The sequence below is a fragment of the Streptomyces sp. NPDC003284 genome, from assembly GCF_053589675.1.
This window is the reverse complement of record NZ_JBSFSI010000006.1, coordinates 212,975-229,644: the sequence shown is the minus strand read 5'-3', so window position 1 is coordinate 229,644 and position 16,670 is coordinate 212,975. Positions and strand designations below refer to the sequence as shown.

Here is a 16,670-nt window from a genome sequence, read left to right as displayed (position 1 = left end):
GGGCGCCCCGACGCACCCACGCGCGCGTGCCCGCGTCCCGGGGCTCCCCGGTCACCCACGCGCGTGCCCACGCCCTCGCAGCTCCCCGGTCACCCACGCGCGCGTGCCCCCGCCCTCGCCCCTCCCGGAACCCGCCGCCCGGCGCCGCCCGGTCCGCCCGGCCCCTCTGGTTCACGCCAGGAAGCCCCGCAGCAGCGCCGCCGTCCCCGCGCAGTGCTCCCGCGCCCGCTCCCGTGCGCCGTCCGCGTCCCCGGCCAGCACCGCGGCCACCAGCGCGGCGTGCTGGCGCTGCGAGTGCTCCAGGTTGCGCACCAGCAGCGGGATGCAGTCCAGCAGGTCGTTCACCGTGGCCCGGACCGCCGCGTACTGGGCGGCCAGCGTCGGCGAGCCGGACAGCTCGGCCAGCGTCAGGTGCAGCAGCGTGTCCCGGCGCCGGTACTCCGCGGGCGGTACGTCCCGGGTGTGCTCCAGCGCCGCCCGCAGCCGCCGCTCCTGGTCGTCCGTCAGCCCGTGCGCGGCGCACAGCCCGGCCGCGCCCGTCTCCAGCACCTCGCGGAAGCGCAGGACGTCCTCCAGGTCGACCGCGGCCACCCGCCGCCGCAGCTCGTCCCCGGCGTGCGTACCCGTGTCCGCGCGCGGGCGCACGAACGTACCGCCGTAGCGCCCCCGCCGTGCTTCCACGAGCCCCTGCTCATGGAGCACCTTCAGCACCTCGCGCAGCGTCACCCGGCTGATGCCCAGCCGGGCGGCCAGCTCGCGCTCGGCCGGCAGCCGCTCACCCGTCGGCACCAGCCCCAGCCGCACCACCAGCAGGATCTGCTCCAGCGCCTCCTCGAAGCCGTTGCCCGCGCGCACCGGCCGCAGCAGCGCCGTGAGCCGGTCCCCGCCCGCTCCGGTCGAACCCGTGTCCCCAGCCATCCGGCCGCGCCCCCTTCCCAGCCAATGGTCCAGAGCCATACCTTATGGCGCACGGCGTCGGCCGAACGGCCGGCGAAGCCCGAGGAGGCCCGCCCGTGGCAGACCGCACACCCCCGCTCACCGTCGAGGAACTGCGGACGCTCGTCGCGGGCGGCGACATCGACACCGTCGTCCTGGCCTTCCCGGACATGCAGGGACGGCTCCAGGGCAAGCGCTTCGCCGCCCGCTTCTTCCTCGACGAGGTCCTGCGGCACGGCACCGAGGGCTGCACCTACCTCCTCGCCGTCGACGCCGAGATGAACACCGTCGACGGCTACGCCCTGTCCTCCTGGGACCGCGGCTACGGCGACTTCGCCATGCACCCCGACCTCGCCACCCTGCGCCGCCTCCCCTGGAACCCGGGCACCGCCCTGGCCGTCGCCGACCTCGCCTGGCACGACGGCTCCCCGGTGACCGTCGCCCCCCGGCAGATCCTGCGCCGCCAGCTCGACCGGCTCGCCGAGCACGGCTGGCGGGCCCAGGCCGGGACCGAGCTGGAGTTCATCGTCTTCCAGGACACCTACGAACAGGCCTGGGACGGCGGCTACCGCGGCCTCACCCCGGCCAACCGGTACAACGTCGACTACTCGATCCTCGGCACCGGCCGCGTCGAACCGCTGCTGCGCCGCCTGCGCAACGACATGGCGGGCGCCGGTCTCACCGTCGAGTCCGCCAAGGGCGAGTGCAACCTGGGCCAGCACGAGATCACCTTCCGCTACGACGAGGCCCTGGTCACCTGCGACCAGCACGCCGTCTACAAGACCGGCGCCAAGGAGATCGCCGCCCAGGAGGGCGTCTCGCTCACCTTCATGGCCAAGTACGACGAGCGCGAGGGCAACTCCTGCCACATCCACCTCTCCCTCACCGACGCCGACGGCACCGGCGTGATGGCCGGTCCGGAACCGGGGGAGATGTCCGAGGTCATGCGGCACTTCCTCGCCGGACAGCTCGCCGCGCTGCGCGACTTCTCCCTGCTCTACGCGCCCGGCATCAACTCCTACAAGCGGTTCCAGCCCGGCTCCTTCGCCCCCACCGCGGTCGCCTGGGGCCACGACAACCGCACCTGTGCGCTGCGCGTCGTCGGCCACGGCCCCTCGCTGCGCTTCGAGAACCGGCTGCCCGGCGGCGACGTCAACCCGCACCTGGCCGTCGCCGGACTCGTCGCCGCGGGCCTGTACGGCCTCGAACAGCGGCTGCCGCTGCCCGAGCCGTGTCCCGGCAACGCCTACACCGCGGACTACGCGCACGTTCCCACGACCCTGCGCGAGGCGGCCGAGCTGTGGGAGAACAGCCCGATCGCGAAGGCCGCCTTCGGCGACGAGGTCGTCGCGCACTACCGCAACATGGCGCGCGTCGAACTCGACGCGTTCGACGCCGCGGTCACCGACTGGGAGCTGCGCCGCTCCTTCGAACGCATGTGAGAGGCCCCGTCTTGCCGAACGAGTTCCAGCCCGAGCACGCACCCGAACTCCTGGTCCTCGACCCGGCCACCGAGGAGACGGTCGCCGTCGTCCCCGCCGCCGACGCCACCGACGTGGACCGCGCCGTCGTCCGCGCGAGCGCCGCCCAGCGCTCCTGGGCGGTCGCCGCCCCCGCCGACCGGGCCCGGCTGCTGCGCCGCTTCGCCGACGTCGTCGACGCCCACGCCGAGGAACTGGCCCAGTTGGAGGTCCGCGAGGCCGGCCATCTCGTCGGCGACGCCCGCTGGGAGGCCGGCAACGTCCGCGACCTGCTGCTGTACGCGGCCGGCGGCGCCGAACGGCTGCTCGGTCGGCAGATCCCGGTACCCGGCGGCTGGGACGTCACCTTCCTCGAACCGCTCGGCGTCGTCGGTGTGATCGCCCCCTGGAACTTCCCCATGCCGATCGCCGCCTGGGGCTCCTTCCCGGCCCTGGCCGCGGGCAACGCGGTCCTGCTCAAACCCGCCGAGACCACCCCGCTCACCGCCCTGCGCCTGGCGGAACTCGCCCTGGAGGCGGGCCTGCCCGAGCACCTGTTCCAGGTACTGCCCGGACACGGCCGCGTCGCGGGCCGCGCGCTGGTCGACCACCCCGGCGTGGCGAAGATCGTCTTCACCGGCTCCACCCGCACCGGCCGCGAGATCATGGAGCGCTGCGCCCGGCACGTCAAACCCGTCACCCTCGAACTGGGCGGCAAGAGCCCCAGCATCGTCTTCGCCGACGCCGACCTGAGGGCCGCCGCCGACCCGTCCTCCTTCCTGGACAACGCCGGACAGGACTGCTGCGCCCGCACCCGCGTCCTCGTCCAGGAGTCCGCCTACGACGAGGTGCACGCGCTGCTCGCCGAGGCGCTGGCCGCCGTCGTGGTGGGCGACCCGGCCGACGAGAAGACCGGGATGGGCCCGCTGATCTCCCGCGCGCAGCGGGACCGCGTACGGGCCTACGCGCCGCCCGGAGCACCGGCGCTGCGCGGCACCGCGCCCGGCGGACCCGGCTTCTGGTTCCCGCCGACCGTGCTCACCGGGGAGCGGCCGGACTCCGCCGCCGCCCGCGAGGAGATCTTCGGCCCGGTCGCCGTCCTGCTGTCCTTCACCGACGAACAGGACGCGATCCGCCTCGCGAACGACACCCCGTACGGCCTGTCCGGCTCCGTGTGGACCCGGGACGTGGGCCGCGCCCTGCGCGTCGCCCAGGGCGTCCGGGCCGGGAACCTGTCCGTCAACTCGCATGCCAGCGTGCGCTACTGGACACCGTTCGGCGGGGCCAAGCAGTCCGGTCTCGGCCGCGAACTCGGCCCCGACGCCCTGACCGCCTTCACCGAGACCAAGAACGTCTTCCTCAGCACGGAGGGGCCCGCACAGTGAGCGAAGAGACAGCGCAAGAGGCAGCGCAAGAAACCGCGGGAGACACAGCGGAAGAGACAGCTCCCGCGGCCGTCTGCCGGCGGCTGGTCGGGCGTACCGCCGTCGTCACCGGCGCGGGCAGCGGCATCGGCCTCGCCGCCGCGCGCCGCCTCGCCGCCGAGGGCGCGCACGTCGTCTGCGGCGACATCGACGAGCGGAGCGGCAAGGCCGCGGCCGAGGCCGTCGGCGGACTGTTCGTCCAGGTCGACGTCACCGACCCCGGCCAGGTCGAGGCGCTGTTCCGGGCGGCGTACGACACCTACGGCAGCGTCGACGTCGCCTTCAACAACGCCGGTATCTCCCCGCCCGACGACGACTCCATCCTGGAGACCGGCCTGGAGGCGTGGAAGCGCGTCCAGGACGTCAACCTCACCTCCGTCTACCTGTGCTGCAAGGCGGCCCTGCCCTACATGCGGCGCCAGGGCCGGGGCTCCATCATCAACACCGCCTCCTTCGTGGCCCGGATGGGCGCCGCCACCTCGCAGATCTCCTACACCGCCTCCAAGGGCGGCGTGCTGGCCATGTCCCGGGAACTGGGCGTGCAGTTCGCCCGTGAGGGCATCCGGGTGAACGCGCTGTGCCCCGGACCGGTCAACACCCCTCTGTTGCGGGAGCTGTTCGCCAAGGACCCGGAGCGCGCCGCGCGCCGCCTCGTGCACATTCCGCTCGGCCGGTTCGCCGAGGCCGAGGAGATCGCCGCCGCCGTCGCCTTCCTCGCCAGCGACGACTCCTCCTTCGTCAACGCCACCGACTTCCTGGTGGACGGCGGCATCTCGGGGGCGTACGTCACCCCGCTCTAGAGGTGCTGTCCGGGGGAAGCGGCCCGGGTGTCGGCCCGGATCCCCGGGCGGGTCCTCGTCGCGCTCACCACCCGGCGGCCACCTGTGACGGCGGGGCGATCCGCCCTACAGTGCCGGGGTGAGCATGACGCCCCCGGCCGGCTGGTACCGCGACCCGTCGGCCCCGCACCTGGAACGCTGGTGGGACGGGACCGCCTGGAGCGAGCACCGGCGCTCACCGGAGACCGTGCCGCTCCCGCTGGTCGTCCCGGCCGCCCGGCGCCCGGCACGCGCCAGGGCGGTGGCGCTGGCCGCCGCCGGGTCCGTCCTGGCCGCCGCGATCGTCACCGGGGCGGTCCTGCTCCACGACGGCGGTGGCGGCGGTGACCGTGGTGACGGCGCGACGCGCACCGCCCCCGGCGGCCCGGCCGCGACGGACACCGCCACCGCTCCTGCCCCGGCCGCCCCGGCCACCCCGCCGGACTCGTCCGGTCCGTCCGACGCGTCCGTGGTGGTCGACCAGCTCAACGGCATCACCCTGCCGCTCCCCACCGGCTGGGAGGCACCGCGCGACGTCTCCCAGGACGACGTCGTCATGACCACCCACGGCGTCTACGACTGTCCGGCGGGGCGAGGCCTGTGCCGCCACGGCTTGGTCAGCACCCTGACCCCCGCCTCGTCCGAGGGCGCCCGGCCGGAGAGCCTGGCCCGGAACGACATCGCCGACGCGGCCGACGCCGCCTACGGGCGGAACGCCGCGGGCGACACCCCCTACGACGGCATCACCGCCCACCAGGACGTCGCCGCCGGGCCGGTGGCCGTCGCGGGCCGGGCGGGCTACTTCGTGCGCCGCCGGGTCCGTACCGCCAAGGGGCCCGGCGGCTATGTGGAGTCGCTGGCCTTCTCCTCCAGCACGGGCGTCGAGGCGCCCGTCGTCGTCCGCTTCGTCCTCGACGCGGGCCCGGACGGGCCGCCCCTGGCCGACATCGACCGGATCACCAAGGGCATCCGGCCGATCGGCGCCACCGGCGCGGACGGCGGTGTCGGCAGCAGCATCGGCCCGTCGTCGGACTGAGCCCGACAGGAGTCCGACCGGACTCGGAGGCAGGAGCCCGGCCGGGCTCAGAGGAAGGTGTGGCCCTCGCCGCGGTACGTCGGCACGGTCGCCGTCACCCGGTCGCCCTCGACGAGGTGCAGCGCGTCGAACCGCTCGCACAGCTCACCGGCCTTGGCGTGCCGGAACCACACCTTGTCGCCGATCAGCAGGTCGTCGGCGGGCGGGCCGAGCAGCGGGGTCTGCACCTCGCCGGGCCCCTCCTGCGGGTCGTAGCGCAGGCCCTCGGGCAGATACGGCACCGGCAGCCGGTCCGCTCCGGCCGCCCCCGACGCGGGGTAGCCGCCGCCGAGCACGGTGACCACCCCGACCCCCGGGCGCCGCACCACGGGCTGGGCGAACAGCGCCGCCGGACGGCCCCGGAAGGACGTGTAGTTGTCGAACAGGCGCGGCACGTAGAGCCCGGAGCCCGCGGCGATCTCGGTCACCGCCGCCTCCGCCGCGGTGTGCTGCACACTGCCCGTGCCGCCGCCGTTGACGAACTCCAGGTCCGGCGCCACCGCGCGGACCGCCCGCACCACGGCGGCCCGCCGCTCGGCCAGTTCGCGGCGCGCCGCCGACTGCATCAGCCGGATCGCCCGCGACCGCAGCGGCCGCCCCGCCACCGCGTCGCCCACGCCCGCGACATGCCCCTCGTACGCCATGATCCCGACCAGCCGGAACCCCGGCCGCCGGGCCACCGCGCGGGCCATCTCGGCGATCTGGGCGGGGGAGTGCAGCGGGGAGCGGAGCGCGCCGACGCGGAACCGGCCGCCGAACATCCGCAGCGACGTGTCCAGTTCCAGGCACACCCGCACGGTCTCGCCGCCGCCCTCGCGACAGGCGTCGATCAGGTCGAGCTGGGCCGGGTCGTCGACCATCACCGTGACGGCGGCGGCCGGCTTGGGATCGGAGGCCAGTTCGGCGAAACCGGCGCGGTCGGCGGACGGATAGGCGAGCAGGACGTCCTCGAACCCGGACCGGGCCAGCCACAGCGACTCGGCGAGCGTGAACGACATGATGCCTGCGAAGCCGTCCTTGGCCAGGGCCCGTTCGAGCAGGGCCCGGCAGCGCACGGACTTGCTGGCCACCCGGACCGGTTTGCCGCCGGCCCGGCGCAGCAGATCGTCGGCGTTGGCGTCGAAGGCGTCCAGGTCGACGATCGCGACGGGGGCGTCGAGATGGGCGGTGGCCCGGTCGTAGCGGGCCCGGTCGGCGGCGCGTGCGGTCATGCACGCAGCCTGCCAGACAGGATTACCGCAGGGTAGGGGGACGTTACGGGCAGATCCCCCCGGGCCCGCGGTCCGGTTCCCGCCGTCGCGCGCCCAGCCCGTAGAGTGACGCGCACGTGCGGCACGGGGGCGGCACGATCCCGGCCGCGCGGGCGAGCCGGGATGGCTCCTCGTCCGTACGGGTATGCGTGTCCGGTGACGACCAGTCGGCGCCGGGCGGGGCGACGAGGACGACGGCCGGGCACGAGAGCACGGCTCCGGCACAGCGAAACGGGGGGTGCATGAGCACGGAAGCACGCCACGCTCCGATACCTCCGCGCCCCGCGCACCCGCCCCGCACTCCGGCGCATCCGGCCGATGAACCCCGCGCCCCCCGAAGCGACGCCACGACGCCCCCGGGCACCCAGCCGGTGCAGCCGGTGCAGTCGGCCCCGACCGCCTCTCCGGCGCCGGGCGCGCGTCCGGCCCAGGGCGCGGCCACGGCCGTGGGCGGGGCCGTGGGCGGTGCCGTGGGCGGTGCCGTCCCGGACAGTCCGCCTCCGCCGCCCGCCTCGGCCCGCTTCCCCGACGCCCCGCCCCGCGTCGGACGCGCGGACGCCGTGCGCGGCGGCGGGGCCGACCCGTCCGCCGGGGGCGGCGCGGGGGCGCGGGCCGCCTCCCCGCGCGCGCCGCATCTCTCGGCGGGCGCCACGACCGGCACCCGCGGCGAGGACGGCCACCCGCGACCGTCCTACGCCCCGCCCCACCCAGCCCGCCCGACGGCACCGTCGACCGCCGTGCCCCCGCACGGCACGCGGCGCGCGGCCGCCGTGCCCCCGGGCTCCGACACCGGCCCGGACCAGGGGCCGCTCCCGGCCGCCGGGCCTCCTCCCGGCGCGGACGCCGCCCCCCGTACCCCGCCCGTCCCGGGCGCCCCCTTCGTGCCGACGACGCCCGGCCACGGCGTACCGCCCGCTCCGGCCGCCCGGCCGTCCCGCCCCGGGCCGCCGCGCCCGGCCGTCCCGCCCGCCCGGTACCCCGGCCGCCCCGGCCCACGACCGGCCCACGACGATTTCCCCGGCACCGGCACCGGCACCGGCACCGGCACCGGCACCGCCACCGGCATCAACAACGGCACCGGCGAGGCCCCCGCCGCGCCCGGCCCCGCGCTGCCGTGGACCACTTCCGGCGCGTCCGGCACACCCGCGGCACCCGGGACACGTACGGCACCCGGGACGCGTACGGCACCCGGGAGGCGTACGGCATCCGCCGCCCCGACCGCCCCCGGCGCGTACCCCGGCCCGGCGCGCCCCTACGTCCTGTTCGGCGAGCCGGAGGGCTACGACGCGCGCGGGCGCGGGCGTGCCCTCGGTGTGCGGATCCGGCCCCGGGCCGCGCTGGCCGCCGCGTGCGTGGTCCTCGGACTCGGACTCATCGGCGGTGCCCTGACCGGCAGTTGGCTCACCGGCGACTCGGGCGACGGCGGCGGCGCCGGTACCTTCGCCGCGGCGGGCACCCTGTGGCACAGCATCCCGGTCGACCGGCTCTTCCCGCCCACCGTGGACGGCCGGGGCGCCGGACCCGGCGGCGCCGACCGCACCTGGACCCGGATCGCCGTCGCCCCCGACAGCGGCTGCGCCGACGCCTTCGACCCGCTGCTGCGCAAGGCCCTCTCCCCGGTCGGCTGCACCCGCCTGCTGCGCGCCACCTACACCGACGCCACCCAGAGCTTCGTCACCACGGTCGGCCTGCTCTTCACCAAGGCCGACGCCCCGGCCATGCGTTCCCTGGCCGTCCGCTTCCGCGACGAGGGGCTCGACCGGCGCACCGACCTGCTGCCCCGCCCCTATGCCGCACCGGGCACCGTCGCCGCCGCCTTCGGCGACCGGCAGCGCGCGTCCTGGACGGTGTCCGTGCTGACGGAGGCCCCCGTGGTGGTGTACGCCGTCTCCGGCTGGGCCGACGGCCGCGCGGCCGACGCACCGCAGCCCGCCGCCGACGCGATGAAGGCGGGCGCCGCCACGCCCGCCGCCCAGGCGGGACTCGGCCACGAGGCGAAGGGCCTGGCCGACCGCATCGAACGCGGCTTCCGCACCACCGCGGGCCAGGCCACGGAGAAGCCCTCGTGAGCCCCGCCCTCCGGCGCCGCGGCGGCGCCCTGAGCCTGTTCCTGGCCGCCGCGCTCGCGCTCGTCCCGGCCACCGCCGCGCACGCGGACGGCATCCGCGCCCAGCAGTGGGCCCTGGACGCCCTGCACACCCAGGACCTGTGGCACCACACCCGGGGCAACGGTGTGACCGTCGCCGTCCTGGACACCGGCGTCGAGGCCGACCACCCCGACCTCGCGGGCAACGTCCTGCCGGTCAAGGACCTGATCGGGTTCGGCGCGCGGCGCGGTGACGGCACCTGGGCCCGGCACGGCACCGCCATGGCCGGCATCATCGCCGGGCACGGACACGGCTCCGGCGGCTCCGACGGCGTCATGGGCATCGCCCCCGAGGCGAAGATCCTCCCCGTCCGGGTGATCCTGGAGGACGACGACAAGGCACGCGCCCAGGCGCGCACCACCCGGGGCAACGCGCTCGCCGACGGCATCCGCTGGGCCGCCGACCACGGCGCCGACGTCATCAACCTCTCCCTCGGCGACGACTCGGACTCCGCGCACCCCGAGCCCGCCGAGGACGAGGCCGTCCAGTACGCGCTGAGGAAGGGCACCGTCGTCGTCGCCTCGGCGGGCAACGCCGGCGACAAGGGCGACCACGTCTCCTACCCGGCCGCCTACCCGGGCGTGATCGCGGTGACCGCCGTGGACCGCTACGGCACCCGGGCCGCCTTCTCCACCCGCCGCTGGTACGCCACCGTCAGCGCGCCCGGCGTCGACATCGTCATCGCCGACCCGGACCACAAGTACTACAAGGGCTGGGGCACGAGCGCGGCCTCCGCCTTCGTCTCGGGCGTCGTCGCCCTCATCGAGGCGGCGCACCCGGGGCTGGCCCCGGCCCAGATCAAGAAGGTCCTGGAGGACACGGCCCGGGACGCCCCGGTCGGCGGACGCGACGACTCCCGCGGCTTCGGCATGATCGACCCCGTCGCCGCCGTCGAGGCCGCCGGCCGGCTGAAGCCCGCGGGCCTGCGCACGGCGGCCTACGGCGGACGGTACTTCGGCCCCGGCCCCGACCCGGCGGGCTCGGACGGCGGGACCGACTGGGCGGGCCTCCTCGCGGGCGGCACAGGCGGCGTGCTGCTGGTCGCGGCGGTCCTCCTGTGGCGCGGCCGACGCGCGCGCGACACCCCAGACTCCGCCGACACCGCCATCGGCTTCCAGCCGTAGGCCCCCCGGCTTCCAGCCGTATACCCCCGGGCTTCCGGCCGCAGGAACCACAGGAACCAGGGGCGAGCCCCCTGACGCGGTCAGCCTGCGACGGACGGCGGGGCGGCCGGAGAAGGGGAAGGGGGAGGAGGAGAGGGAGGTGGGGGAGCACCCGGGGCGAACACCGACACCGCCGCCCGCGCCGCCTCCTCCACCAGCAGGACGCCCTCCTCCTTCGTCGCGTTGCCGTGCGACAGCACCGCCACCAGCCGGTCGGCGCCGCCCGCCGTCACCCGGCCGATGCTGTTGACCACCCACAGCCCGGTGGTGCCGCGCGGCAGCCAGCCGTTCTTCAGGGCCCAGGCGGAGCCGTCGGCCGCGGCGGACACCCCCCAGTCCTGGCCCTGCGCGATCCGCCCCATCAGCTCCTGGACGTACGCGCGCGAAGCGGCGTCCAGGGGCGAGGGCGATCCGGCCGTCCCGAAGACCTGCCGGAGCAGGGTGACCTGGTCGGCGGCGGTGGTCCGGGTCAGCCCCCACAGCGGGCCCTCGCCGCCCGTGGTCCCCGTCAGCCCGAGCCGGCGGTGCGCCGCGTCCAGCCCGGCGGCCCCGCCGATGCCCCGCCACAGCGCCGAGGCCGCGTCGTTGTCGCTGTGCCCGATCATGGCGGCCGCGTACGTCCGCTCCCGCGCGCTCGGCGGCCGTCCCGCGTCCTGCGCCCGCAGCAGCACGGCGGCCAGGATGCCGACCTTGACGATGCTCGCCGTCTCGAACGCCCCGTCCCCGTACCGGGCGCTCTCCCCGGAGGCCGGGTCGCGGACCGCCACCGAGACGGCGGCACCGTCGCCCACCGCCACGGACCGCATCGCCGCCCCCAGCAGCGCGCCGCGGTCCGCCACCGGCTCCCGCACGGCCCCACCTCCGCCCTCCCGCCCGACCCCGCCGCCGACGATACGCGGCCCCGGATAGGCTCGGAGCCGTGGCGAACAAGAACATCCCGGACCCCGGATTCTCCGACGACGACGGCTCGGCCGACCCCGCGCTGAGCGCGGCGCTCGCCGCCTGGGCGCAGGACCGCACCGCCGTGGACGGCGTGCTGCGCGCCCTCAAGGGCGCCCGGCTGCTGGTGCCCGTCGTGGCCGTCCTCGGCGAGGTGGAGGAGGACGAGAACGGGCTGCGCCGCGAGAAGACCAGCGACATGGCCGTACCGACCCTGAAGGCCGGGCACCGCACCGCGCTGCCCGCCTTCACCTCCACCGCCTCGCTGGCCCGCTGGGACCCGGCGGCCCGCCCGGTCGCCGTACCGCTGCACCAGGCGCTCCAGGCCGCCGCGCACGAGAAGGCCGACACGGTGGTGCTGGACCTGGCCGGGCCGGTGGCGTTCGAGCTGACCGGGGCCGCGCTGCGCGCGCTCGCGGAGGGCCGCACGACGGCCGATCCGCTCGCCGACCCGGCGGTCCTGGCGGCCGTACGGGACGCGGTGGCCGCCGAACCTGCGGTGCTGAGCGCCCGCCTGGGGCCGGGGCAGGCGGACGGCACCCTCGCGCTCGTCCTCGACCCGGCCGCCACCCAGGCCCCGGCCGACACCGCCCGCGCGGTCGCCGGCCGCCTGGCCGCCAGCGACGCGCTGAGGGCCCGCCTGGTGCGCGGCCTCGACCTGGCACTGCTGCCGGCCGGGGCGACGCCGCCGGGCGAGCCCTTGTACGTGCGGGGGTAGTCCCCTTGTACGTGCGGGGGTAATCTCCGCTGCCCGCGGGGAAGCCCTGGTACGCCTCCCGCGGCCGCGGCGCGCGGGTCAGCCGTAGACCGGGCCCGTGTACTTCTCGCCCGGACCCTGGCCCGGCTCGTCCGGCACGACCGACGCCTCGCGGAACGCCAGCTGCAACGACTTCAGGCCGTCCCGCAGCGGCGCCGCGTGGAAGGAGCTGATCTCGGTCGCGCTCGCGTCCAGCAGTCCGGCGAGGGCCGTCACCAGCTTGCGGGCCTCGTCCAGGTCCTTGTACGTGTCACCCTCGTCCGTCAGGCCGAGCTTCACCGCGGCGGCGCTCATCAGGTTGACGGCGACCGTCACGATCACCTCGACCGCGGGGACCTCCGCGATGTCTCGGGTCATGGCGTCGAAATCGGGGGTCTCAGGAGGGGTCTCACTCATGCCCCACACGATAGGCGGTCCCGCCCGCCGCGCCCCGATTGGCCCTGGTCCGGCCGGGCTGCTAGTCTGGTGGGCGACCGGCTGGACACGCATGCCCCACGGCGAGCGGGCCCGGCCCACAAGTGGAGGCTTCGAGCTCCCACCCGACCGCCCCCCGGGCGGCGGGTCACCGGTCAGACGGCCCCGTCCCAGTGGCGGCGATCCGTCCGAATGCGCGCCCCGCGGCCATCGCGGCGGTCGCTCCGGTAGTTCGAGGAGCCCCGCCTGTGATCGTCCGGGGCATTTTTGTTGCTGCGGCGCGGTTAGGTCTTACGAACACAGACGTACGCGGCTGTCCGCCAGACCGCCGCGTGGTGCTACCGAGGAGGATCCATCAGCGCCGAGCCCCGCATCAACGACCGGATTCGCGTTCCCGAGGTGCGACTTGTCGGTCCCAGTGGCGAGCAGGTGGGCATCGTCCCGCTGGCCAAGGCACTGGAGCTTGCGCAGGAGTACGACCTGGACCTGGTCGAGGTCGCGGCGAACGCCCGTCCGCCCGTGTGCAAGCTCATGGACTACGGGAAGTTCAAGTACGAGTCGGCCATGAAGGCCCGTGAGGCGCGCAAGAACCAGGCGCACACGGTCATCAAGGAGATGAAGCTCCGGCCGAAGATCGACCCGCACGACTATGACACCAAGAAGGGTCACGTCGTCCGGTTCCTCAAGCAGGGCGACAAGGTCAAGATCACGATCATGTTCCGTGGTCGCGAGCAGTCCCGGCCCGAGCTGGGCTACCGGCTGCTCCAGCGCCTCGCGGAGGACGTCCAGGACCTCGGTTTCGTCGAGTCGAACCCGAAGCAGGACGGCCGCAACATGATCATGGTCCTCGGTCCGCACAAGAAGAAGACCGAGGCGATGGCCGAGGCCCGCCAGGCGCAGGAAGCCCGCAAGGCAGACGCGAAGGCCAACCCCGGCAAGTCGCAGAACGCCGCGGACGCCGAGACGCCTGCCGAGGAGCCCGCCGAGGAGCACGCCGAGGCGTGACCTCCGGGGACCCCGCGTCCCAGGTTGTAACCGAAACAAGAGCGACGCTCCATCGTGCCCGGTTCTCGCGACCGGGCACCGGAGCGCCACCGACGAGGAGAGAACGGCGCTATGCCGAAGAACAAGTCGCACAGCGGTGCCAGCAAGCGCTTCAAGGTCACCGGCTCCGGCAAGGTGCTCCGTGAGCGCGCCGGCAAGCGCCACCTGCTCGAGCACAAGTCGTCCCGTCTGACGCGTCGCCTCACCGGCAACGCCGAGATGGCCCCGGGCGACGCCAAGAAGATCAAGAAGCTTCTCGGCAAGTGATGTCGCGGCGCCCGATCGGCTGATCAGGCGCACCGCACGTCAGGACCGGGACCCAATCGTTTCCGGGCCGTGTGAAGACCCCCACGGCCCCGCTACAAGGAGTCAAACAAGTGGCACGCGTCAAGCGGGCAGTCAACGCCCACAAGAAGCGCCGGGCGATCCTCGAGCAGGCCTCCGGCTACCGCGGTCAGCGCTCGCGCCTGTACCGCAAGGCCAAGGAGCAGGTCACCCACTCGCTGGTCTACAACTACAACGACCGCAAGAAGCGCAAGGGTGACTTCCGCCAGCTGTGGATCCAGCGCATCAACGCCGCTGCCCGCGCCAACGGCATCACGTACAACCGCTTCATCCAGGGTCTGAAGGCCGCCAACGTCGAGGTCGACCGCAAGATCCTCGCCGAGCTGGCCGTGAACGACGCGAACGCGTTCGCCGCGCTCGTCGAGGTCGCGCAGAAGGCTCTGCCCAGCGACGTCAACGCGCCGAAGGCCGCGTGACGCCGCACCGGACCTGAGCCGGTGACCGAAGGACCCGCAGGCTTCACGGCTTGCGGGTCCTGCTGTTGGGGGCCCACGCGCGGCGCATCCGCCACGAGACTTCCTCCGAGAGCGATTCTCCCGAGAGCCATTCGTCCGAAAGCAATTCGTCCGAAAGCAAGAGGATGCCGCCCGCCACTCCCGAGCTGATCTCCCCCCGCTCCGCCCGCGTCAGCGCCGCCCGGCGGCTCGCCAAGCGGAACTTCCGGGGCAAGGACCGGCTGTTCCTGGCCGAGGGACCGCAGGCCGTGCGGGAGGCCGCCGCGCACCGGACACCGGCCGGCGACGCCACGCTCGTGGAGCTGTTCGCCACCGTCGAGGCCGCCGAGCGCTACCCCGACATCGTGGGCGAGGTCCGCGCCGCCGGTGCCCGGGTGCACCTCGCCGCCGACGACGTCATCGCCGACATCTCCACCACCGTCACCCCGCAGGGCCTCGTCGGCATCTGCCGGTTCCTGGACACCCCGTTCGAGGAGATCCTCGCCGCCCGGCCCCGCCTCGTCGCCGTCCTCGCCCACGTACGCGACCCCGGCAACGCCGGTACCGTGCTGCGCTGCGCGGACGCCGCCGGAGCCGACGCCGTCGTCCTCACCGACGCCTCCGTCGACCTGTACAACCCGAAGGCCGTACGCGCCTCCGTCGGCTCGCTGTTCCATCTGCCGGTCGCCGTCGGCGTCCCCGTCGAAGCGGCGGTCGCCGGGCTGAAGGGCACCGGGGTGCGCATCCTCGCCGCCGACGGCGCGGGCGGCGACGACCTCGACGACGAGCTGGACAAGGGCACCATGGGCGGCCCCACCGCCTGGGTCTTCGGCAACGAGGCCTGGGGGCTGCCCGAGGAGACCCGGGCCCTGGCCGACGCCGTCGTGCGCGTCCCCATCCACGGCAGGGCGGAGAGCCTGAACCTCGCCACCGCCGCCGCCGTGTGCCTCTACGCGTCGGCCCGCGCACAGCGCGCCCCCGGAGGATGCCGCTCCGTCACCTCCGGCTAGGGCCTGTCGTCACATTGCCGTCGTCCGCCCGGAGGGCGGGCCTCGCGGCGTCAGGTGCGTGCTCTCGGAGTGCCGGGTCCTGACCCGCGTACTGGACGTACTCGGGTCGGGTCCCGGTGCGGCGAGAGTGCGTGCATGGCGTCGCGGGGCAGGCGGGAATTTGACGACAGGCCCTAGTAGGGTGACCAGCTCGGGGGCCCGCTGCACCATCGGGAAGGTGGGGTAAGGGATGAGTGTCGGCACGAGCGGGGCGATTCCGGGCACACACGGCGTACCCCGGCCGTCCGTGCCACCGGACGCGGCCGCCGCGGGGACGGGACCCGACCCCGACGAGCTGCCCGACGGCCTGGTGATCGCCGACGAAACCGGCCGCGTCACCTGTTTCAACGCCGCGGCCGCCCGCATCACCGCCGTCCCCGCCGACCAGGCCCTCGGCCGGCACCTGGAGAAGGCCCTGCCGCTGGAGGACCTGGAGGGCCGCCGCTGGTGGCAGCTCACCGACCCCTACGGCGGCCTCGCCATCCGGGTCGCCCAGCCCGAGCGCAACCTGCTGCTGCCCGGCGGCCGCGAGGTCCTGGTCTCCGCCCGGTACGTCCGCGACCGCCCCGCCGGACCGGTCCGCCGCGTCGTCGTCTGCCTGCGGGACACCGAGGCCCGCCGCCGCACCGAGCGCAGCCACGCCGAGCTGATCGCCACCGTCGCCCACGAACTGCGCTCCCCGCTGACCTCGGTCAAGGGCTTCACCGCGACGCTGCTCGCCAAGTGGGAGCGGTTCACCGACGACCAGAAGCGGCTGATGCTGGAGACGGTGGACGCCGACGCCGACCGCGTCACCCGGCTCATCGCCGAACTGCTCGACATCTCCCGCATCGACTCCGGCCGCCTGGAGGTGCGCCGCCAGCTCGTCGACATAGGGGCGGCGGTCGGCCGCCACGTCCAGGCGTACGTGGCCGCGGGCCAGCCCGCCGACCGGTTCCTGGTCCGCCTGGAGCAGCCGCTGCCCGTCCTGTGGGCCGACCCCGACAAGATCGACCAGGTGCTGAGCAACCTCATCGAAAACGCGGTGCGCCACGGCGAGGGAACCGTCACCATTGACGTCACGCCCGCGGTGTCCCCCCGAGAGGGAGAGGACGCCGGCACGTCGGTCACGGTGAGCGACGAGGGGCCCGGCATCCCGGAGGAGTCCATGAACCGCGTCTTCACCCGCTTCTGGCGGGGCAGCAAGCGCGGCGGCACCGGACTCGGGCTCTACATCGTCAAGGGCATCGTGGAGGCCCACGGCGGCACCATCACGGTCGGCCGCGCGCCGGGCGCCGGCGCGCGGTTCCGATTTACCCTGCCCGTGGGCACCCCGGCACACCTGCTCTGAGCACCGGCCGAGGACCCACGGGCGCATTCGCTTTCCCCCGCCCCGTTAGACTCGGCCTTTGGCACCTTTGCGTCCCAGAAACGGA

General features: G+C 75.0%; 16 protein-coding genes. 12 read left to right on the top strand and 4 right to left on the bottom strand.

Annotated features, from left to right (window positions below; translation table 11 throughout):
* Positions 1 to 171: 171 nt before the first annotated feature.
* Positions 172 to 918, bottom strand: a complete 747-nt coding sequence (locus ACWDYF_RS15885; RefSeq protein WP_381737019.1) for a FadR/GntR family transcriptional regulator — start codon at positions 916 to 918, stop codon at positions 172 to 174.
* Positions 919 to 1,013: 95 nt separating this feature from the next.
* Here ACWDYF_RS15885 and ACWDYF_RS15880 point away from each other — a divergent pair, with 95 nt between their 5' ends.
* The 4 genes from ACWDYF_RS15880 to ACWDYF_RS15865 all read left to right on the top strand — a co-directional run bounded on the left by ACWDYF_RS15880 (position 1,014) and on the right by ACWDYF_RS15865 (position 5,674).
* On the top strand, positions 1,014 to 2,378 hold the full coding sequence (locus ACWDYF_RS15880) for a glutamine synthetase family protein (RefSeq protein WP_037896614.1): 1,365 nt from the start codon (positions 1,014 to 1,016) through the stop codon (positions 2,376 to 2,378).
* Between the two features lie 11 nt (positions 2,379 to 2,389).
* A complete protein-coding gene (locus tag ACWDYF_RS15875; RefSeq protein WP_381737020.1) occupies positions 2,390 to 3,781 on the top strand; it encodes an aldehyde dehydrogenase family protein in 1,392 nt (463 codons plus the stop codon).
* 83 nt (positions 3,782 to 3,864) lie between these two features.
* Positions 3,865 to 4,620 carry a 3-oxoacyl-ACP reductase gene (locus tag ACWDYF_RS15870; RefSeq protein WP_381737143.1) on the top strand — a complete coding sequence of 252 codons (756 nt, stop codon included), beginning with the start codon at positions 3,865 to 3,867 and terminating at the stop codon, positions 4,618 to 4,620.
* A 124-nt stretch (positions 4,621 to 4,744) separates the two neighbouring features.
* The gene (locus ACWDYF_RS15865) at positions 4,745 to 5,674 is read left to right on the top strand and encodes a DUF2510 domain-containing protein (protein WP_389464288.1); all 930 of its coding nucleotides are present in this window, start codon (positions 4,745 to 4,747) and stop codon (positions 5,672 to 5,674) included.
* A gap of 47 nt (positions 5,675 to 5,721) precedes the next feature.
* On the opposite strand, the gene ACWDYF_RS15860 is transcribed toward ACWDYF_RS15865, so the two are convergent.
* Complete coding sequence (locus tag ACWDYF_RS15860) at positions 5,722 to 6,924, bottom strand: amino acid deaminase/aldolase (protein ID WP_381737021.1); 1,203 nt, start codon at positions 6,922 to 6,924, stop codon at positions 5,722 to 5,724.
* A 419-nt stretch (positions 6,925 to 7,343) separates the two neighbouring features.
* On the opposite strand from ACWDYF_RS15860, the gene ACWDYF_RS15855 reads away from it, so the two are divergent.
* Both ACWDYF_RS15855 and mycP read left to right on the top strand, forming a co-directional pair.
* Positions 7,344 to 9,032, top strand: a complete 1,689-nt coding sequence (locus ACWDYF_RS15855) for a hypothetical protein (RefSeq protein WP_389464108.1) — start codon at positions 7,344 to 7,346, stop codon at positions 9,030 to 9,032.
* On the top strand, positions 9,029 to 10,234 hold the full coding sequence (gene mycP / locus ACWDYF_RS15850) for a type VII secretion-associated serine protease mycosin (RefSeq protein ID WP_389464110.1): 1,206 nt from the start codon (positions 9,029 to 9,031) through the stop codon (positions 10,232 to 10,234). The genes ACWDYF_RS15855 and mycP overlap by 4 nt, the downstream gene beginning before the upstream one ends.
* 80 nt (positions 10,235 to 10,314) lie before the next feature.
* On the opposite strand, the gene ACWDYF_RS15845 is transcribed toward mycP, so the two are convergent.
* A complete protein-coding gene (locus tag ACWDYF_RS15845; RefSeq protein WP_389464112.1) occupies positions 10,315 to 11,124 on the bottom strand; it encodes a serine hydrolase in 810 nt (269 codons plus the stop codon).
* Positions 11,125 to 11,192: 68 nt separating this feature from the next.
* On the opposite strand from ACWDYF_RS15845, the gene ACWDYF_RS15840 reads away from it, so the two are divergent.
* Complete coding sequence (locus tag ACWDYF_RS15840) at positions 11,193 to 11,930, top strand: SseB family protein (RefSeq protein ID WP_381737025.1); 738 nt, start codon at positions 11,193 to 11,195, stop codon at positions 11,928 to 11,930.
* Positions 11,931 to 12,008: 78 nt separating this feature from the next.
* Here ACWDYF_RS15840 and ACWDYF_RS15835 read toward each other — a convergent pair whose 3' ends face one another.
* Positions 12,009 to 12,365 carry a DUF1844 domain-containing protein gene (locus tag ACWDYF_RS15835; RefSeq protein WP_026252942.1) on the bottom strand — a complete coding sequence of 119 codons (357 nt, stop codon included), beginning with the start codon at positions 12,363 to 12,365 and terminating at the stop codon, positions 12,009 to 12,011.
* Positions 12,366 to 12,737: 372 nt separating this feature from the next.
* On the opposite strand from ACWDYF_RS15835, the gene infC reads away from it, so the two are divergent.
* The 5 genes from infC (at position 12,738) to ACWDYF_RS15810 (ending at position 16,585) form a co-directional block, all read left to right on the top strand.
* Positions 12,738 to 13,388, top strand: coding sequence for a translation initiation factor IF-3 (gene infC / locus ACWDYF_RS15830; protein ID WP_381737145.1), 651 nt, complete (start codon positions 12,738 to 12,740; stop codon positions 13,386 to 13,388).
* Between the two features lie 111 nt (positions 13,389 to 13,499).
* Complete coding sequence (rpmI, locus tag ACWDYF_RS15825; protein ID WP_007829094.1) at positions 13,500 to 13,694, top strand: 50S ribosomal protein L35; 195 nt, start codon at positions 13,500 to 13,502, stop codon at positions 13,692 to 13,694.
* 110 nt (positions 13,695 to 13,804) lie between these two features.
* Positions 13,805 to 14,188, top strand: a complete 384-nt coding sequence (gene rplT, locus ACWDYF_RS15820; protein ID WP_006141703.1) for a 50S ribosomal protein L20 — start codon at positions 13,805 to 13,807, stop codon at positions 14,186 to 14,188.
* A 164-nt stretch (positions 14,189 to 14,352) separates the two neighbouring features.
* Positions 14,353 to 15,216 (top strand): TrmH family RNA methyltransferase, encoded by an 864-nt coding sequence (locus ACWDYF_RS15815; protein WP_381737026.1) that lies wholly within the window; start codon positions 14,353 to 14,355, stop codon positions 15,214 to 15,216.
* A gap of 229 nt (positions 15,217 to 15,445) precedes the next feature.
* Positions 15,446 to 16,585 carry a sensor histidine kinase gene (locus tag ACWDYF_RS15810; RefSeq protein ID WP_381737027.1) on the top strand — a complete coding sequence of 380 codons (1,140 nt, stop codon included), beginning with the start codon at positions 15,446 to 15,448 and terminating at the stop codon, positions 16,583 to 16,585.
* Positions 16,586 to 16,670 lie beyond the last annotated feature (85 nt).